Annotated in this window: 11 protein-coding genes and 3 pseudogenes; 9 read left to right on the top strand and 5 right to left on the bottom strand. The window is 64.4% G+C overall.

Annotated elements, in window-relative coordinates:
* Positions 1–11: 11 nt before the first annotated feature.
* Positions 12–3,406: pseudogene (locus tag ACSKB8_RS11145) on the bottom strand (helicase-related protein).
* Positions 3,407–4,136: 730 nt separating this feature from the next.
* Positions 4,137–4,946 carry a DUF3108 domain-containing protein gene (locus ACSKB8_RS11140; RefSeq protein ID WP_438110495.1) on the bottom strand — a complete coding sequence of 270 codons (810 nt, stop codon included), beginning with the start codon at positions 4,944–4,946 and terminating at the stop codon, positions 4,137–4,139.
* A 527-nt stretch (positions 4,947–5,473) separates the two neighbouring features.
* Here ACSKB8_RS11140 and rpmB point away from each other — a divergent pair.
* The 6 genes from rpmB to ftsZ all read left to right on the top strand — a co-directional run bounded on the left by rpmB (position 5,474) and on the right by ftsZ (position 9,574).
* On the top strand, positions 5,474–5,782 hold the full coding sequence (gene rpmB / locus ACSKB8_RS11135; protein WP_091893463.1) for a 50S ribosomal protein L28: 309 nt from the start codon (positions 5,474–5,476) through the stop codon (positions 5,780–5,782).
* A 698-nt stretch (positions 5,783–6,480) separates the two neighbouring features.
* Positions 6,481–6,810 (top strand): hypothetical protein, encoded by a 330-nt coding sequence (locus ACSKB8_RS11130; RefSeq protein ID WP_438104062.1) that lies wholly within the window; start codon positions 6,481–6,483, stop codon positions 6,808–6,810.
* On the top strand, positions 6,794–7,267 hold the full coding sequence (locus ACSKB8_RS11125; RefSeq protein ID WP_438104061.1) for a hypothetical protein: 474 nt from the start codon (positions 6,794–6,796) through the stop codon (positions 7,265–7,267). Before ACSKB8_RS11130 ends, ACSKB8_RS11125 begins: the two co-directional genes overlap by 17 nt.
* 98 nt (positions 7,268–7,365) lie before the next feature.
* Positions 7,366–7,674 (top strand): hypothetical protein, encoded by a 309-nt coding sequence (locus ACSKB8_RS11120; RefSeq protein WP_438104059.1) that lies wholly within the window; start codon positions 7,366–7,368, stop codon positions 7,672–7,674.
* A gap of 207 nt (positions 7,675–7,881) precedes the next feature.
* Positions 7,882–8,268 (top strand): hypothetical protein, encoded by a 387-nt coding sequence (locus tag ACSKB8_RS11115; RefSeq protein ID WP_438104058.1) that lies wholly within the window; start codon positions 7,882–7,884, stop codon positions 8,266–8,268.
* A 52-nt stretch (positions 8,269–8,320) separates the two neighbouring features.
* Positions 8,321–9,574, top strand: a complete 1,254-nt coding sequence (ftsZ, locus tag ACSKB8_RS11110) for a cell division protein FtsZ (protein WP_438104056.1) — start codon at positions 8,321–8,323, stop codon at positions 9,572–9,574.
* 394 nt (positions 9,575–9,968) lie between these two features.
* Here the strand turns inward: ftsZ and ACSKB8_RS11105 are convergent, their stop codons facing one another.
* The gene (locus ACSKB8_RS11105) at positions 9,969–10,727 is read right to left on the bottom strand and encodes a hypothetical protein (RefSeq protein ID WP_438104055.1); all 759 of its coding nucleotides are present in this window, start codon (positions 10,725–10,727) and stop codon (positions 9,969–9,971) included.
* Between the two features lie 85 nt (positions 10,728–10,812).
* On the opposite strand from ACSKB8_RS11105, the pseudogene ACSKB8_RS11100 reads away from it, so the two are divergent.
* Both ACSKB8_RS11100 and ACSKB8_RS11095 read left to right on the top strand, forming a co-directional pair.
* Positions 10,813–12,181, top strand: a pseudogene (locus ACSKB8_RS11100) (DUF2235 domain-containing protein).
* 242 nt (positions 12,182–12,423) lie between these two features.
* Entirely contained in the window at positions 12,424–12,675 is a 252-nt protein-coding gene (locus tag ACSKB8_RS11095; RefSeq protein WP_091893446.1) for a PilZ domain-containing protein, read from the top strand.
* 179 nt (positions 12,676–12,854) lie between these two features.
* On the opposite strand, the gene ACSKB8_RS11090 is transcribed toward ACSKB8_RS11095, so the two are convergent.
* Both ACSKB8_RS11090 and ACSKB8_RS11085 read right to left on the bottom strand, forming a co-directional pair.
* On the bottom strand, positions 12,855–13,262 hold the full coding sequence (locus ACSKB8_RS11090; protein WP_370989505.1) for a hypothetical protein: 408 nt from the start codon (positions 13,260–13,262) through the stop codon (positions 12,855–12,857).
* Between the two features lie 234 nt (positions 13,263–13,496).
* Positions 13,497–14,610 (bottom strand): annotated as a pseudogene (locus ACSKB8_RS11085) (NADH:flavin oxidoreductase/NADH oxidase).
* 458 nt (positions 14,611–15,068) lie between these two features.
* Here ACSKB8_RS11085 and ACSKB8_RS11080 point away from each other — a divergent pair.
* The gene (locus tag ACSKB8_RS11080) at positions 15,069–16,358 is read left to right on the top strand and encodes an IS4 family transposase (protein WP_438103448.1); all 1,290 of its coding nucleotides are present in this window, start codon (positions 15,069–15,071) and stop codon (positions 16,356–16,358) included.
* The last annotated feature ends 25 nt before the right edge of the window (positions 16,359–16,383 follow it).

The raw sequence follows: 16,383 nt of genomic DNA, 5'->3' as shown, positions 1-16,383 counted from the left end.
CGGTCGTAAGATTACTCCTTCCGGCCGGACAGCTGTTCTTTCAGCGCGGCGAGTTTTGCGAAGGGCGAGTTCGGATCGACCGGACGATCGCGTTCGCGCGGGTTCGCGCTGGAGGCATAGGGACGCAGCGACGGACCGGACTCACGGTCGCGACGGTCGCGGCCCTTGTCGCGGTCGCGGCCACGATGCTCGCGACCACCGTCGCGATCGCCGGGCTTACCCTTGTTGCGATCGCGGTCCTTGCCCTGGAAGCTGCGATTCCTATCCTCGCGGCGATCACCGCCCTCGCCACCTTCACGCGGCTTGCGAAAATCCTTAGCCCCATCGCGGCGATGACCACCATGACGATGGCGCTCGCCGCGTTTCTCGCCGTCGGCTGACTGCGCTGCTTCGCCCGGCGCGGCCGTGGCGCCCTCTGCAGCCGCCTGCGGGCGGTGATGATGACGCTGATGGCGATGGCGCTCGTGGCGCGGCTTGCGGTCCTCATGACGGCCGCCGGGACGCCAGACCTCGACGAGCTCGGGCTCGGCCGGCGTCGCCGCAGCCTCAGATGCCGCAGCCTCAGGCGCGGCAGCGTCAGGCGATGCGGCAGCTTCCGTTGCCGCGGTCTCGGCGGCGGCGGCTTCGAGGCCGGCAGCCTCCGCCGGCGCAGCGGTCTCTTCCACCGGCGGCGCGATGCCGGGGCATCTTCAGGCGTGACGGGAGCCTCGGGCGAAGCTTCCAGCGCCGGCTCCGCGGGCGCCGCCTCGTCCTGCGGCTCCACGCCGGGCGCGTCTTCGACGGTGACGGGTTCAGCGGCGGCATCCGTGGATGCCTCTGCAGGCAGACCCGCAACGGCCTCCGCCGCGGTCTCGATCTCGGTTTCGGTCGAGGTCTCCGCGCTGCCCTCGACGGGCGGCGTCTCTGCCGCGACGGTCTCGGTCACCACAGGCTTTTGCGGCAGCGGCGGACGCTTCTCCATGCGATAGCCGAGCGCGCGCAGCACGGACGCAAAATCCTCGCCGGCCGATCCCGTGAGCGAGGTCATCGCCTGCGTCACCACGAAGCTGCGGCCGTCGAACGCGCCGGCGGGCTTTTCGCCGGGCGAGTTCTCGCGCCAGGCCAGCGCCGGGCGGATCAGATCGGCAAGCCGCTCCAAAATGTCGACGCGCACGGCGCGCTCGCCGGCCTGCTTGTAGCCGAGCACGCGATAGGCATCGCGCGGCAGCTGCTTGTCGACCGGGAACGAGGTGCGGCCCGACGATGCCAGATGCTGCGCGCCCGAGAGCGCGGAGAGATCGACATTGTCCTGCTTCAGCGCCCACAAGAGCGCGGCGAGCGCGCGCGCGGCGGGCTTGAGCAGGCCGGGGAAATAGATGTGATAGGCGCCGAAGCGGACGCCATATTTGCGCAGGACCGCGCGCGAAGGCTGATCGAGATCCTTCAGCTCGTTCGCGATTCTGGGACGCTCGAGCACGCCGAGCGCCTCGACCAGCTGATAGGCGATGCCGCGGGCGATGCCGGTGACATCCTCGGCCTTCGACAGCTCGAACATCGGCCCGAGCAGCTTTTCGATATGCGTCTTGAGCCAGAGCTCGAGCCGCGCCTGCACTTTTTCACGCGGCGCCCCAGTCAATCTCTCGTCGGAGATGATCCGGATGCGCGGATGCAGCGCGTCGTCTGCGGCGGACAGCCGCGCCACGGCATCGCCGGTCCAACGGATCATGCCTTCCGAGGTCAGCACGAACTGCTCGTCCGGCGCGTTGCCCAGCTTCTCGGCGCGCGTGTTGATCTCGCCGGCGAGCACCGCTTGCGCTGCAGCCTGCAAGGCTTTCGCATCGGAGCCGGCTTCCGCCACGTCCGGTGCAAAGGTGAAGCCGTCGAGGCGGCCGATGACATGGCCTTCGACGATGACTTCGCCGGTCTTGCCGATTTCAGTATTCAAGCTCGTGTTCTCCCGCAGGCGGCGCATCAATACACTGGTCCGACGATCAACGAAACGCTCAGTCAAGCGTTCATGGAGCGCATCCGATAATTTATTTTCGACCTCCCGCGCGATCCCCTGCCAGCGTTCGGGGTCTTTCAGCCAGTCCGGGCGGTTGGCGACGAAGGTCCAGGTGCGAATCTGCGCGATCCGGGCCGACAGCGTGTCGATGTCGCCGTCGGTGCGGTCGGCCTGGTCGACCTGGGCGGCAAACCAGGCATCGGGGACGCATCCCTTCTGCATCAGGAAGCCGTAGAGCGTCGTCACCAGCTCGGCATGGGCGGCGGGCGACAGCTTTCGGTAATCGGGGACCTGGCAGGCCTCCCAGAGGCGTTCCACGGCGTCTTTGCCATGCGCGATATCGCGCACCTCGCCGTCGCGGGCGGCGTGGTCGAGCACGCGCATGTCCTCGGCAACAGGCGCGCGCGTCAGCGCCTCATGGCCCGGGGCTAGGTTCAACGACACCTGGAGCGCGCCGAGCGAGGAGAAATCCAGCTTCGAGTTGCGCCATTGCAGCATCTTCACGGCGTCGAAGGTATGGTTCTGCAGCGCGTTGACGAGCTCGGGCTCGAACGGCGCGCAGCGGCCGGTGGTGCCGAAGGTGCCGTTGCGCGTGGCGCGGCCGGCGCGGCCGGCGACCTGCGCGAACTCGGCCGGGGTGAGGCGGCGGAACTGGTAGCCGTCGAACTTCCGGTCGGAGGCGAAGGCGACGTGGTCGACGTCGAGATTGAGGCCCATGCCGACCGCGTCGGTGGCGACGAGATAATCGACGTCGCCGTTCTGGAACATCGCCACTTGCGCGTTTCGGGTGCGCGGCGACAGCGAGCCCAGCACCACGGCGGCGCCGCCATGCTGGCGGCGGATCAGCTCGGCGATGGCGTAGACCTCGTCGGCGGAGAAGGCGACGATGGCGGTACGGCGCGGCTGGCGCGTGATCTTGCGGTCGCCGGCGAATTCGAGGCTGGAGAGGCGCGGCCGCGTGATCATGGACACGCCCGGCAACAGCCGCTCGATGATCGGGCGCATCGTGGCAGCGCCGAGCAGCAGCGTCTCGTCGCGGCCGCGGCGGTTGAGGATGCGGTCGGTGAAGACGTGGCCGCGTTCGAGGTCCGAAGCGATCTGGACCTCGTCGATGGCGAGGAACGAGACATCAAGGTCGCGCGGCATCGCCTCGACGGTCGAGACCCAATAGCGCGGCTTCTTCGGCTTGATCTTCTCCTCGCCGGTGACGAGCGCGACGCTCTCCGGCCCCGCGCGATCGGCGATCTTGTTGTAGACCTCGCGCGCAAGCAGACGCAGCGGCAGGCCGATCATGCCGGAGGGATGCGCCAGCATCCGCTCGATGGCGAGATGGGTCTTGCCGGTGTTGGTCGGCCCGAGCACTGCAGTGACGCCGGCGCCGGGCGCGCGCTCGGAAGCGAAGGGGGAGGGAGAGAAAGCCATATCCAGGGATTAGGTAGTGGCGATTTGGGCGAATGTCAGTGCCGTTTTGGGGCGGGAGCGCGAAGCGCTTGAAAGTCACCTCGCCCCGCTTGCGGGGAGAGGTCGGCGCGAAGCGCCGGGTGAGGGGGCTCTCCGCGAGTCGAACTGTCTCCGTTTTCGCGGATGCAGCCCCTCACCCCAACCCTCTCCCCGTAAGAACGGGGAGAGGGAGAAGAGAGAGCTCCCCAAACCTCGCGCAACTGTCTCACTTTGCGACGCTTTTCCCGTTAGCCTTAAGCTTCGGAACGACTCTAGAACGAATCGCGGCCGAATCGCTGACTCCCTGATGAGTCCTGTTCCGTTCACGCAACATGTCGCGGGACTCGTATTGGTTGCGCACTAGATGGAGTTTTGCCCGATCGCACAAGCGACGTTTCGGTGGCGGGTTTCTTAAAATTGGGGATGGCGCGGAGTTGAATCAGAATTCGGGCGGGAGTCAAATGGATTCCCGTCTCGCCGGCCTGCCAAAACAAAAAGTGCGAAAACAACCCCATGCACAGTAGCATGCCATTGAATTTACACACTTTCTTACCCTCCCCTGGAGGGGGAGGGTAGGCGCACATGGAGCGCAGCGAAATGCGCGACGGGGTGGGGTGATCTCTCCCCACGGGCACTGTTCGTGCGGAGAGATCACCCCACCCCGCTCGCGCTACGCGCGATCGACCCTCCCCCTCCAGGGGAGGGTGAAGGCTTACTGCGTCTTCGCCACGCGTGGCGGCTGGGGAGAGGTGATGAAGCTGGTCGCTTCCAGCATGGCCGGCCCCAGCGGCGTCGGCACTTTCAGCCAGAACGGGACCAGGATGCGCGTGCCCGCCACCGGCGCAAACGCGATCTCGATGTTGCGCTGGGCGGCGAGATATTTGATCACGGGGCGATCGGGGATGTAGCCGGCCACAGGCACGAAATAGAGCGCGCAGACCACGACCGGGCCCCTATAGCCCTTCTCGGCCTTGACGCTCTCCATGCGCTTGAAATCGAGCTTGAGATCGTAGCGCATGCGGCCGTCGAACACGGGCGCTGCGTTGTGGCAAGCCTCTGGCGAGACCGGATCGCCGGTGCCGGGCACGCGCAGCAGCGAGGCCGTCATCGGGTCCCAGACGCCGCGGCGATGCGCCTCGGTGACGACGATGCGGTCCGGATCGACCGGCGGCTCCGGCAGGATCGCGAACTCCTTCACATTGCCCTTGTCGAGCGTGATGCGGATCTCTTCGGTCTTCTTCGAGGTGGTGGTGGAGGCCTGGTAGCCGGTCGCAACCAGCGCGCCGTTGACGACGCGGCCCTGCGAGGCGCCGGTGCCGGACCCGCCGGTGAACGACTTCAAGATCCCGGTGGTGCCGCCGGAGGCCGCGGCCGCGAACACGTCGTCCTGGATGTCGATGTTCCAGGCGCCCCTGCCGACGGGAATGCCCGCCAGCGACGCCTCATATTGCGCCTCGAGCTTGCCCTGCGCCGCCACGGGCTCGGCCGCCCACGCCAAGGCGAGGCCGCACAGGGCCGCCAGGGCCAGCTGGCCGGCAGAGCGCCGCCGGGGCGAAACGGGGGACGAGGTGGGCACGAAGCTTTCCAATCGGGGCGCCAATCGATGCGTTACTTAAGCCGAAATCGGCGGTAGGCAATGCGTCCGGGCGCGCAGGCGCGGAACTCCACCGGATTCTTCCGGCGCGATTACGCCCTTTATGTGATGGTAAGGCGTTCCGATCATTGCCGTTTTGGTGATTGGGGCGCCGCGGGCTCGAACACCTCTCCCCACCCCCTCCGCTGTCATGCCCCGGCTTGCCGGGGCATCCAGTACGCCGCGGCCCCTCTGGTCAACCACAGCCGTCTCGGAGTACTGGATCGCCCGCCTGCGCGGGCGATGATACCGCGGGTGGGCATTGCGCCGGGCACGAAACCCACCCCAAATCCTTGACTACCCGCCCCTTCCCCCCTATACGTCCGCCCGCTCCCTGCAAGGACAGAGAATTCGCCCCCGTGGCGCCCAGAATGGCGGCCGCAACTCGTTGGGGGTTTAGGATAAGGATTTTTGCCATGTCTCGCCGCTGCGAACTGACGGCCAAGGGCCCCCTCGTCGGCCACAAGGTCAGCCACTCCAACATCAAGACCAAGCGCCGCTTCCTGCCGAACCTCGTCAACGTGACGTTCATCTCGGAAGCCCTCGGCCGCAACGTGCGCCTGCGCGTCTCCACCACCGCGGTGAAGAGCGTCGACCACAATGGCGGCCTCGATGCCTTCCTGCTCAAGGCCAAGACCGACGCCCTCTCCCCGCGCGCCCTCGAGCTGAAGCGCGCCATCCAGAAAAAGGTCGGCGACACCGCGCCGGTCAAGAAGGCCAGCTAAGTTTTTCAGAATTGGGCGGGGGCTAAGTTGCGTCGCGTGGCGTAGGCTTAGCCAGTTGCGTTTTGCGTTACGGCCGGATCGGAAGATCCGGCCGCTTTTGTTTGTGGGGGTGATGAGGTCCTGAGCGGTAATTAAATGCTCCTCGCATTGAGATAGTTGAAAACCTGACGCAACTTTTCCGCGCATGCTTGACACCTAACGCGTCTGTAGCCAGCGTCATGCAGATCAACTACAGCTAGATCCACCACGCGCGCCTGCCGAGCCCATTTCTTAGAGAGGTCGAGGCGCTGCTTGGGGCAGGCGTTCTCGAGGTGGTGATAGCATCACCAACTCTGGCACAAGGCCTAAACCTCAATGCAGCAGTCCTTCTGATACCAACGCTATATAGATCGGGAGTGCCACTCACGGGCGAAGAATTCGCAAATGTTGCAGGACGAGCGGGACGAGCATTTGTTGATCTTGATGGTCTCGTACTCCACGTAATGTTCGAGCCCGAGAGTTGGCGCTTGGATGTTTGGGCTCGCCTGATCAACTCGTCGAAAGCTCGATCTCTCGCGAGCGGAATTGTTAGCGTCGTAAACGAAGTCATGGCTAGGTTGGCCAGAACAGGCGTATTCGGCCGACATGACGCGATGGAGTTTCTGGCGAATTCTCAGAGTGCATGGTTCCCTCCGGATCAACCAAACGATACCGAGAGCATGGTCAGTTTGATCGAACGCCTCGATGCGACTGTACTCGGCCTGGTCGAAGCGCTGGATAGCAATAGCGATGAACTTCCCAAACTCCTCGATGCTGCTCTGACTAGCTCTCTCTGGTCTCGGCAAATCGCCCGACTTGCAGCCGAAACCAAGGGGCATCAGCTTTGGATCATGGAAGCGCGCTCGCGGCTCATCTGGAACAAATCGACTGCTCAGCAGAGGCGTAGCCAATTTGCAATGGGAATCGGTCTGGATTCTGGCTTGGCAATCGAATTGGTCGCCGATGGGCTTACTTCGCTTACCGCGAAGCTCTATGGCGATGCTAGTTAGAGCCGGGCTACCTTCACGCATCGCAGCGCGCGAGGCCATAGAGCAGACGCAGCCCATCTTCTCGAATCTTTCTGAGATGAATTCCTGGCTTGAGTCAAACGAAGTTATCGCTCTGACAGATCAGCCAAACTTTCCGACGCCAGAGACCTCAGCAATTTGGAAGCAATTCCGAACCGAAGCGCTGTCTTCACCGATACAGCGGTGGAACGAGCAACGCTGGACTTTGGAACTTGCTCCTCCAACATGGTTCAACGCTAAACTTCCTGCTCGCGTATATGTGGACGAATTGACCGGAAGAGTCTCGATCACCTCGCCCGACTATCGCGAGATAGTTGGCGTTAAACAAAAGCTCTCCAATCCAATCCCTGCACTTATGCAAGTTAACTTTGAAGCCAACGCGAACACGGTCACTATTAAGCGCTTGGGCAGAGGAAAGGCAAGTTGGCATAGCTCGTGACGGCGGAGGGTTCAATGCACCGATGCCTGCCTTCGAATTACAGGTCGACGACCTCGCAGAGTTGATGAGAGGCTGGCGGCTGATGGCTCTGAATTCCCGTGCAGGCCAACAAGATCGTCACGAAGACATCAACCAACCTCCGCAAATCCGCTATTCTCGCCCCGGTAGCATCACCCGGAAGCGCATCCCATGGAGCACGCAGCCAAACCCGACCCAAAAAGCTTCGTCATCTGCTGGGACGGCACCGCGACGAGATCTCGGAGAGCATCTCCAACCTCCTGAAGCTCGATCGCTGCCTGCGCAAGCCCGGCAAGACGCAGCCGCGGCAGATGCTGCCCTACGATCCCGGGATCGGCACGCTGACGACACTCGTAAACGGCGCCTCTCGCGCGTTAACCGTCCATTAACCAACGCAGCCTAGCCTGCGGCAATCGTCCAGCCATCATTAGCTCGAAATGCCTTCCCGGTTCGCTCCAGGAGAAGCGCCGATGTGCGTTGAGTTGTTGACGTATGCCGATCTCAGTGCCCGCCTCGCTATCTCGCGAGAGGCCGCGCGTTCGCTGGCGAGACGCCGCCGGTGGCCGCGCTCGCGGTCGGAGGACGGCAAGGCGCTGGTGAGCGTTGATTTCTCCGAGCTCCGCTACACACCCCGCCCGCGACGCGGCCGCCGGGCAGACCCGATCGATGCCTCCCTGGCCAAGATCGAGGCCTTCAAGATCGCGGCCTTCAAGGCGGAGGTCGCATGGCTCGAAATGGTGGCAGCCAACACAAGGGCCGATTTCGAGCGCGAGCGCGAGCGCGCCGATCGCCTCACGATCGAGCTGATGCAGGCGGCCGCCGAGACGATGGCTGCCAATGCGTGGGCGGCACGACTGGAAGACGAAGTGGCGGACTTGCGGACCGGTCGCCGGGCTGGCGGCGCGATCGCGGGGCACGCCGCGCGTCGATTGGGACATCTGGCCGCTGCGATCGTGCAAGCAGACCGCGCGGCCTGCAGGTAGCACGCGATACTCATCTCCATCCCCGGCATGCCGGAGCAATCACGAGGGAAGCATGACTGGCATCACCGATATCCACGAAATGAAGGCCCGCATCGTCGTGTTCGGGGTCGGCGGCGCCGGCGGCAATGCGGTCAACAACATGATCACGGCCGGGCTGCAAGGCGTCGAGTTCGTGGTCGCCAATACCGACGCGCAGGCGCTGGCCATGTCGAAGGCGAGGCACCTGATCCAGCTCGGCACAAAGGTAACCGCAGGCCTCGGCGCCGGCTCGCAGCCGGAATTGGGACGCGCCGCAGCCGAAGAGGCGATCGATACGATCCGCGATCAATTGACCGGCGCACACATGGTGTTCGTGACGGCCGGCATGGGCGGCGGCACCGGCACCGGGGCTGCCCCCATCGTCGCCAGGGCCGCGCGCGAGCTCGGCATTCTCACGATCGGCGTGGTCACCAAGCCGTTCTACTTCGAGGGCCAGCGCCGCATGCGCTTTGCCGAAGCCGGCATCGAGGAGTTGCTGAAGACGGTCGACACCCTCTTGATCATCCCGAACCAGAACCTGTTCCGGGTGGCCAGCGACAAGACCACATTCGCCGACGCCTTCGCCCTTGCCGACCAGGTGCTCTATTCGGGCGTGGCCTGCATCAGCGACCTCATCGTCAAGGAAGGCCTGATCAATCTCGATTTCGCCGACGTCCTCTCCGTCATGAAGGAGAAGGGCAAGGCCATGATGGGACGGGGCGAGGCGTCCGGCGAGAAGCGCGTGCTCGCCGCCGCCGTGGCCGCGATCTCCAATCCATTGATCGAGAATCCCTCGATCAAGCGCGCCAGTGGCCTCATCATCTCCATCACCGGCGGCAAGGATCTCATGCTGTACGAGGTCGACGAAGCCGCGACCCGCATTCGCGACGAGGCCGACCCGGACGCCAACATCATCGTCGGCGCGTCGTTTGACGACAGCCTCGAAGGCATCGTCCGCGTCTCGGTGGTGGCGACCGGCATCGATAATCTCGACCCCGCAATTCAGGCGCAACCAGTGGAAACCGCCCTCACCCAGCTCGCCGGCCGGCTGCGCAACGACGGCCGGCGCATCGCCGATCGCATCGAGCGCAGTGCACCCCTTGCGCAAGTGGAAAGCCCGCCGCTGCGCCCGCACCACCCCGTGGGGCCACCGGCAAGGCCGAGCCTGGAACATGCACGCCACGCCGCCGACCGGCCGCTCGATCCTTACGGCCGCACCGCTGCGCGCAACGCGCCCGACGAGGCCGTTCTCGATATCCCCGCCTTCCTGCGCCGCGCCGCCAACTGAGCGGTGGCGAGAGGGGAGTTACTCGTTGCAATGCCGGATATGGACCGCTGCTACGCGGCTCCAAAGCGCGATGAAATCAGGTTCGGCCGGAGGTCCACCTCTCCCCAGCGGGGAGAGGTCGGATTGCTATGGCGCGCAATTGCGCGCCTGAGCAATCCGGGTGAGGGGCCGCGGCGCTCAGTGAGCCCGCATCCCCTCACCCGGATCGCATCTTTCGATGCGTATCACCCTCTCCCCTTGTGGGAGAGGGTGGCTTCGCGATAGCGAAGCCGGGTGAGGGGTTCTCTCCGCGCGCGAAGCTATTGCAGTGAGTTCGAGGAGAGATACCCCTCATCCGGCGCTGCGCGCCACCTTCTCCCACAAGGGGAGAAGGGAAAGCAGCCACCTGCCAACTTCACGCGGCCGTGCTGCGCGGGCTCTCCGCTGTTTCCTTCTTGTCCGTCTCCTTGTCGCGAGACAGCCATGCTGGAAAACGAAGCAGGCGTTCGTTGCTGTCTTTCGGCAGCTCGATGGGCGGCGCTTCATTGGCCGAACTCGGCAGGTCCAGCGCGACGTGGCCTGTTCGCACCGCATCCGCGCGCTGATCCAGTTCGCGCAACAGGGGATCGAGCACGCTGTCGATTTCGGTCGCCACCGACACCAGGAAACTGTTGAGCTCGCGCGCCTCGGGCACGACTGCCGCAGCCAACTCGATCGCCTTGGAGAGACCATCGACGACGGGTGCAAACGCGCCGGCGGCTTGCTTGACTCGCGTTTTGATCGCTTCGATCTCGCACAAGACGCGCTCACGCTCCCGCCTTTTCTTCTCTTCCGAAAGGCGGGCTTCGATTTCGGCGATCTGGGCCGTCAGGGTCGTGGCTTCGGATGCGAGTGCATCGCGTCTTCCGCGCGCGCGATCGAGATCGCGGCTGAGATTGTCCACTAAGTCGTCCTTTCCAAACATGGCTTTGCTCCGTACGACAGCCGTTTTGGTCTGTAGGACGGCCTTGGCGCGAACCGCCAGCCTGGCAAGCGAACGAAAGGCTGGATCGGCCGAAACAGGCATCAATTTCGGTCGCGTCACATGGGCCGACATGGTGATCCCCCACTCGTCCACATTAGGCGACGGCATGGTTAACAAGTTGTTAATGTCAACAGGTGAGAGATGGGGCAAAATGCCGGCGACGCCGCCTTCGGCTGCTCGCCGCCGTCCATTTCCGCTATACTCGCCCCGGTAGCATCACCTCGAGGCGCATCCCATGGAACCCGCCCACACCACCAAGCCAGAGCCGAAGAACATCGTCATCTGCTGTGACGGCACCGGCAACGAGATCTCGGAGAACATCTCCAACGTCCTGAAGCTCTATCGCTGCCTGCGCAAGACCGACAAGACGCAGCCGCGGCAGATGGTGTTTTACGATCCCGGGGTCGGCACGGTGACGGAGCCGACGACGTGGAATCGCTGGAAGGCCAATATCAACCTGGTGCTGGGGCTCGCCACCGGCTACGGGCTCGATGACAACGTGCTGTCAGCCTATTGCTTCCTGGTTCAGCATTATGCGCCGGGCGACAAGATTTATTTGTTCGGCTTCTCGCGCGGGGCCTATACCGTGCGGGTGCTGGCGGGGCTGATCCACAAGGTCGGGCTGATCTCGCCGGAGCAGGTGAACCTCGCAGGCAGCGGCCTCATCGCCTACAAGCAATATTCCGGCACCGGGCGCGGCAACGACATCGAGGACCTCACGGATATCGCGACCGACGAGAGCGGGCCGCTGCCGAAGGACCAATTCGATCTCGCCGCGCAGTTCGCGCGCATCACCTCGAACGCGCTGGCCGACCATCCACTTCATCGGCGTCTGGGATACGGTGGCGAGCGTGATCGTGCCGCGCGCCGACCGGCTGTATTGGCCGAGCTTCGAGGAGCTCGCCTTCACGCTGCGCAATCCGAGCGTCAAGATCTTCCGCCAGGCGGTCGCGATCGACGAGCGGCGCTGCATGTTCCGCCTGAAGCAATACAGGGAGCCGCAGGAGTTCTGGAGCAACCGCTATGTGCCGGACGAGAAGAAGGTGCCGCAGGACATTCTGCAGGTGTGGTTCGCCGGCGTGCACAGCGACGTCGGCGGCGGCTATCCGGAGGCGGAGAGCGGGGAGTCGAAATATCCGCTGATCTGGATGATCGAGGAGGCCGCGAAGGCGGGGCTGAACTTCAACCCGCGCACCGTGAACCAGCTCGCCTTCGGCATCCAGCGCAAGAACTCACCGTTCAGCTATGTCGCGCCCGCCTTCACCGGCAAGACCGGCGTGCTGCACAACTCCATGACGGCGGGCTGGCGGCTGCTGGAGTATTTGCCGAAGAGCGCGAAGTACAAGGAATGGCCGGAGCGGAAGGTGGCGCTCGGCTTCTACATTCCCGACAGCGAGCCGCGCGTCATCCCCGAAGGCGCGCATGTGCATGAGAGCGTGGTGAAGCGGATGGCGGTGGAGCCGGACTATCGGCCGGTGAATCTGCCGAAGGATTTTGTGACGGTGCCGATGCCGGTGGGGCCGCATGGGGGAGACGATGCGGGCACACTGCTACCCTCCCCTGGAGGGGGAGGGTCGGATCACATGGAGCGGAGCGAAATGTGAGACGGGGTGGGGTGACGGCCTCTCCGCATCGAACACTGCCCGAGTGGAGAGATCACCCCACCCCGCTCGCGCTTCGCGCGATCGACCCTCCCCCTCCAGGGGAGGGTGGCACCCCGCTACCGCCGCTTTCTGCAGTCGCTGCAGCTTTTCATTAAAATTCTCCGCCCTGCCTTAGCGGGATCGCATCATCTCTCTTCCATCATCGCCTCCGATCACCGCGAGACAGCGGAGCTGGAGGAGACGTGCCGCACTATCCGCGCAAATATGCCCGCGTGAAGCCTTCGGGGCTGGTGTCGCGCCAGGCCAAGATCATCACCGACCCGCGCGCGCCCGTGATTCCCTGCACGCTGATCGACTATTCGCCCGGCGGGGCCTGCGTCGATCTCGGCGGACAGGTGAGCATCCCCGATCGGTTCGAGCTGTTGCACGTCAACACCAAGAAGCGCTGCCGCATCGCCTGGAAGCGCGGGACGCGGGTGGGCGTGGTGTTTTAGGGGCTGCGTGCTTACCCTCCCCTGGAGGGGGAGGGTCGGCTCATGTTGAGCGAAGCGAGACATGAGACGGGGTGGGGTGAAGGTCTCTCCACTTCGCACGCTGCCCGTGGGGAGAGATCACCCCACCCCGCTCGCGCTTTGCGCGATCGACCCTCCCCTCCAGGGGAGGGTCAGAAAGCCTACTTCCGCATCCTGGCCTTCGCGCCCGCGACGATCTGCATGGCGACGCCGGCGGACCAGCCGAAGAGAGCAAGCCAGGCGAAGTTGATGTGCGGATCGAGCCTCAGCACGATGACGGCGACGGAGGCGAGCGCGGTGAGCGTGGCGCAGAGCGTGCCGGCCGAGCTCAGAAATTCCGCAGCGTCGATGGCGTTGTGCGCGTCGTCGAAGGGCATTTGCGGCGTATCGATGCCGAGATAGAAGCCGATGAAGCCGAGCACCATCATCACCAGCAGGAAGCCCTGCGTGGTGAGCGAGGAGATCGCCGATCCCACATAGGCGCCGACGAACAATCCGCACGCCGCCCCCGCCATCGCAAGACCCACGCGCTCGAACACATGGGCAGTTTTGCGAACACCAAAACGCATGGCCGGCCTCCGTGAGGCGTTGAGGAGACAGGTTAGGCCAGTTTTGGGGTGCGTGGAAGGCGAGGAGTTTTACGGATGCGTGAGGTTACTCCCTCTCCCCGTTCTTACGGGGAGAGGGTTGGGGTGAGGGGCCTCTCTCCCCACACGAGCGTAGCGCCGCACCTGTACCCCCTCACCCGGATCGCATCTGCGATGCGATCCGACCTCTCCCGCAAGCGGGGAGAGGTGAAGAACTCACCGCGCCCCGAACGTGGTCCTGCCGAACAGCGCCTTTTGCGTCGAGGGCTGCGAGCGCCAGTATTGCGGCGGGGCTTCAACCTCGCCGCCGACGTCCGCGGCGGCGTGCCACGCCCACCGGGGGTCGTAGAGCATGCCGCGGGCGAGCGCGACCATGTCGGCCTTGCCGCTGGCGACGATCTCTTCCGCCTGCTTGGCTTCGCTGATCAGGCCGACGGCGATGGTGGGCAATCCGGTCTCGCGCTTGATGGCCTCTGCGAACTGCACCTGATAGCCGGGGCCGAGCGGAATCTTCTGCAGCGGCGAGACGCCGCCCGAGGAGGCATCGATCCAGTCGATGCCGCGTGCCTTCAGCGCCTTGGCAAAGGCGATGGTCTGCGTCAGATCCCAGCCGCCCTCGACCCAGTCGGTCGACGACACCCGCATGCCCACCGGTTTGTCGGCGGGGAATACGGCGCGCACCGCGTCGAACACCTCGAGCGGAAAGCGCATGCGGTTCTCGAGCGAGCCGCCATAGACGTCGGTGCGCCTGTTCGAGATCGGCGAGAGGAACTGGTGCAGAAGATAACCGTGCGCGCCATGGACCTCGATGGCATCGATGCCGAGCCGCGCGGCGCGCTTTGTGCAATCGACGAAGGCCTCGCGGATGCGCTTGAGGCCGGCGGCATCGAGCGCGAGCGGGGCGGCCTCGCCCTCCTTGTGCGGCACGGCTGATGGCGCAACCGCCTGCCAGCCGCCGTGCTCGATCGGAATCAGCTGGCCGCCCTCCCAGGGCCGCGCGCTGGAGGCTTTGCGGCCGGCATGGGCAAGCTGCATCCCGATCGCCGTGGAGGAATGCTTGCGCACCGAATGGAGGATCGGCTTCAAGGCGGCTTCGCAGGCATCGCTGTAGAGCCCGAGGCAGCCCGCCGTGATGCGGCCGATCGCCTCGACATGCGTCGCCTCGATGCAGAACATCGCCGCGCCCGACAGGCTGAAGATTGTTGATGTGGGTGAAGTGCCAATCCGTGGCGACGCCGTCATCGGCCGAATATTGGCACATCGGCGACACCACGACGCGGTTCTTCAACGTCAGTCCGCGCAGCTTGATCGGGGAAAACAGGGCGCTCATGCGGGAGTTCCGGGGATGGAGGATGCTGCAGGGAGTGTAGTGAGGCAAACGCGGATTGCTAGGCGCGCGGCGGGAATGGGGGCCCGTGGGGCCATGCATTGCGGTGCTGGCTTGGCCGAAGGTCGCACCACAATCTCCGCCGTCGTCCCGGCGGAGGCCGGGACCCATAACCACAGGGAGGAGTTTGACGAAGGCTGCTCGTTCGGGATTAGCAACATCCGCGATCGATGGACCTCGCGGTATGGGTCCCGGCCTTCGCCCTAGGGCATGCACATATCTGGTGCGGCGGATTGACTCGGATCGGCCTGGGAGGATTCCAGAATCAGAGTTCTGTGTGATTTGTATTGCGGCACTCCATGATTTGGACGGGGTGCCGCGATGTTGTCACGGATTGACTGGACGCTGGGCCGGTTCGGGGATCGTCGTCTCGATAAAGGGGGGCGGCGTTCGTCGAACGCATGGTTGTGGGCAAAACTGTCTGCCTTCGGCAGCTCTCCAGGGGGAACCGCGCGCTGGAAGTGCGGTTCAACCGCTTTCTTGGCCATGACAAGGTGACGGTGGAGCGGATCATCGAAAGCTGGAGCGAAAGCACGGTCGCTGCGGTAGAGGGCCGCCACGTGCTGGCCATCCAGGACACCAGCGAGATCCACTTCAACACCACACCGCAACGCCGGCGCGGGCTCGGAGAAATCGGCAAAGGCAATAACCACGGCGTGCTGCTGCATCCGCTGCTGGCTGTGGATGCCGATGACGGCAACTGTCTTGGACTTTTGAGCGGGCAGATATGGACGCGCACAGGTCGCCGCACGACCTCGCACGACGATCGGGAGTTATCGGACAAGGAATCGCAGCGCTGGATATCCACTGCCATGGCGGCCAAGCCGCTCCTCACCAAGGCCACAGCGGTGACGGTGCTGGGTGACCGCGAGAGCGATATTTTTGCCCTTTATGCCAGCTCGGCCGAGCAACACTTCCACGTCATCGCGCGCAGCATGCATGATCGCAAGCTTGCCGACCGCAGCGGCTTGTATGAGGTCAGCGATGCCATGGCCGCGGTGGATCGGCGTGCGATCCAATTGCCTGCGCGCGCCGCGCGGCCCGCCCGCCTGGCTCACCTCGAACTTCGCTTTGGCGCAATCGAGCTCGCCCGCCCACAGAGTAAGTTCCTGCGCCATCTGCCGGAAAGCTTGCCATTGGCGGTGGTCGATGTGCGCGAGATCAATGCCGAAACCGGGGTAGAGCCGCTGCACTGGCGGCTTCTCACCTCTCACGAGGTTACCGGCATCGAGGACGCCTGGCGCATCGTCCAATGGTACAAGCAACGCTGGATCATCGAGCAGTTCTTCCGCATCCTGAAGACACAAGGCTTCAAGCTCGAAGACAGCCAGATCGGAACCGCCGATCGCCTTCTCAAGCTGGTCGCGATTGCCGCTAAGGCGGCCGTCATCACAATCCAACTTCTGCAGGCCCGCAATGGCAGTCGCCAACCCATTCTCGCTGCCTTCGACAACGGCCAAATTAACGTGCTCACCGCCCTCAACCGTCAACTCGAAGCCGGGAGCAAGCGATTAAAGAACCCACATCCGCCCGATAGCCTCGCTTGGGCCGCCTGGATCATTGGTCGCCTCGGCGGCTGGGACGGCTACCCATCGTCCAAGCCGCCGGGCCCGATCACCTTCAAGAACGGCCTCGAATACTTCCACGCCGTCGCAGCAGGATGGAGCCTCAGAGATATGTGCATGCCCTAGGGCCTTCGCCGGGACGACAGCTGAG

The sequence above is a fragment of the Bradyrhizobium sp. BR 1432 genome (genome assembly GCF_051547705.1).
In the GTDB taxonomy this organism is placed as follows: domain Bacteria; phylum Pseudomonadota; class Alphaproteobacteria; order Rhizobiales; family Xanthobacteraceae; genus Bradyrhizobium; species Bradyrhizobium zhanjiangense.
This window is presented reverse-complemented; position numbering and strand designations above follow the sequence as displayed.

Bases quoted from the DNA above. Each gene is read 5' to 3' on its own strand.
- ACSKB8_RS11080 (WP_438103448.1), top strand. From the start codon at position 15,069: ATGGTTGTGGGCAAAACTGTCTGCCTTCGGCAGCTCTCCAGGGGGAAC.
- ftsZ (WP_438104056.1), top strand. From the start codon at position 8,321: ATGACTGGCATCACCGATATCCACGAAATGAAGGCCCGCATCGTCGTG.
- ACSKB8_RS11125 (WP_438104061.1), top strand. From the start codon at position 6,794: ATGGCGATGCTAGTTAGAGCCGGGCTACCTTCACGCATCGCAGCGCGC.
- rpmB (WP_091893463.1), top strand. From the start codon at position 5,474: ATGTCTCGCCGCTGCGAACTGACGGCCAAGGGCCCCCTCGTCGGCCAC.
- ACSKB8_RS11090 (WP_370989505.1), bottom strand. From the start codon at position 13,262: ATGCGTTTTGGTGTTCGCAAAACTGCCCATGTGTTCGAGCGCGTGGGT.
- ACSKB8_RS11130 (WP_438104062.1), top strand. From the start codon at position 6,481: ATGGTCAGTTTGATCGAACGCCTCGATGCGACTGTACTCGGCCTGGTC.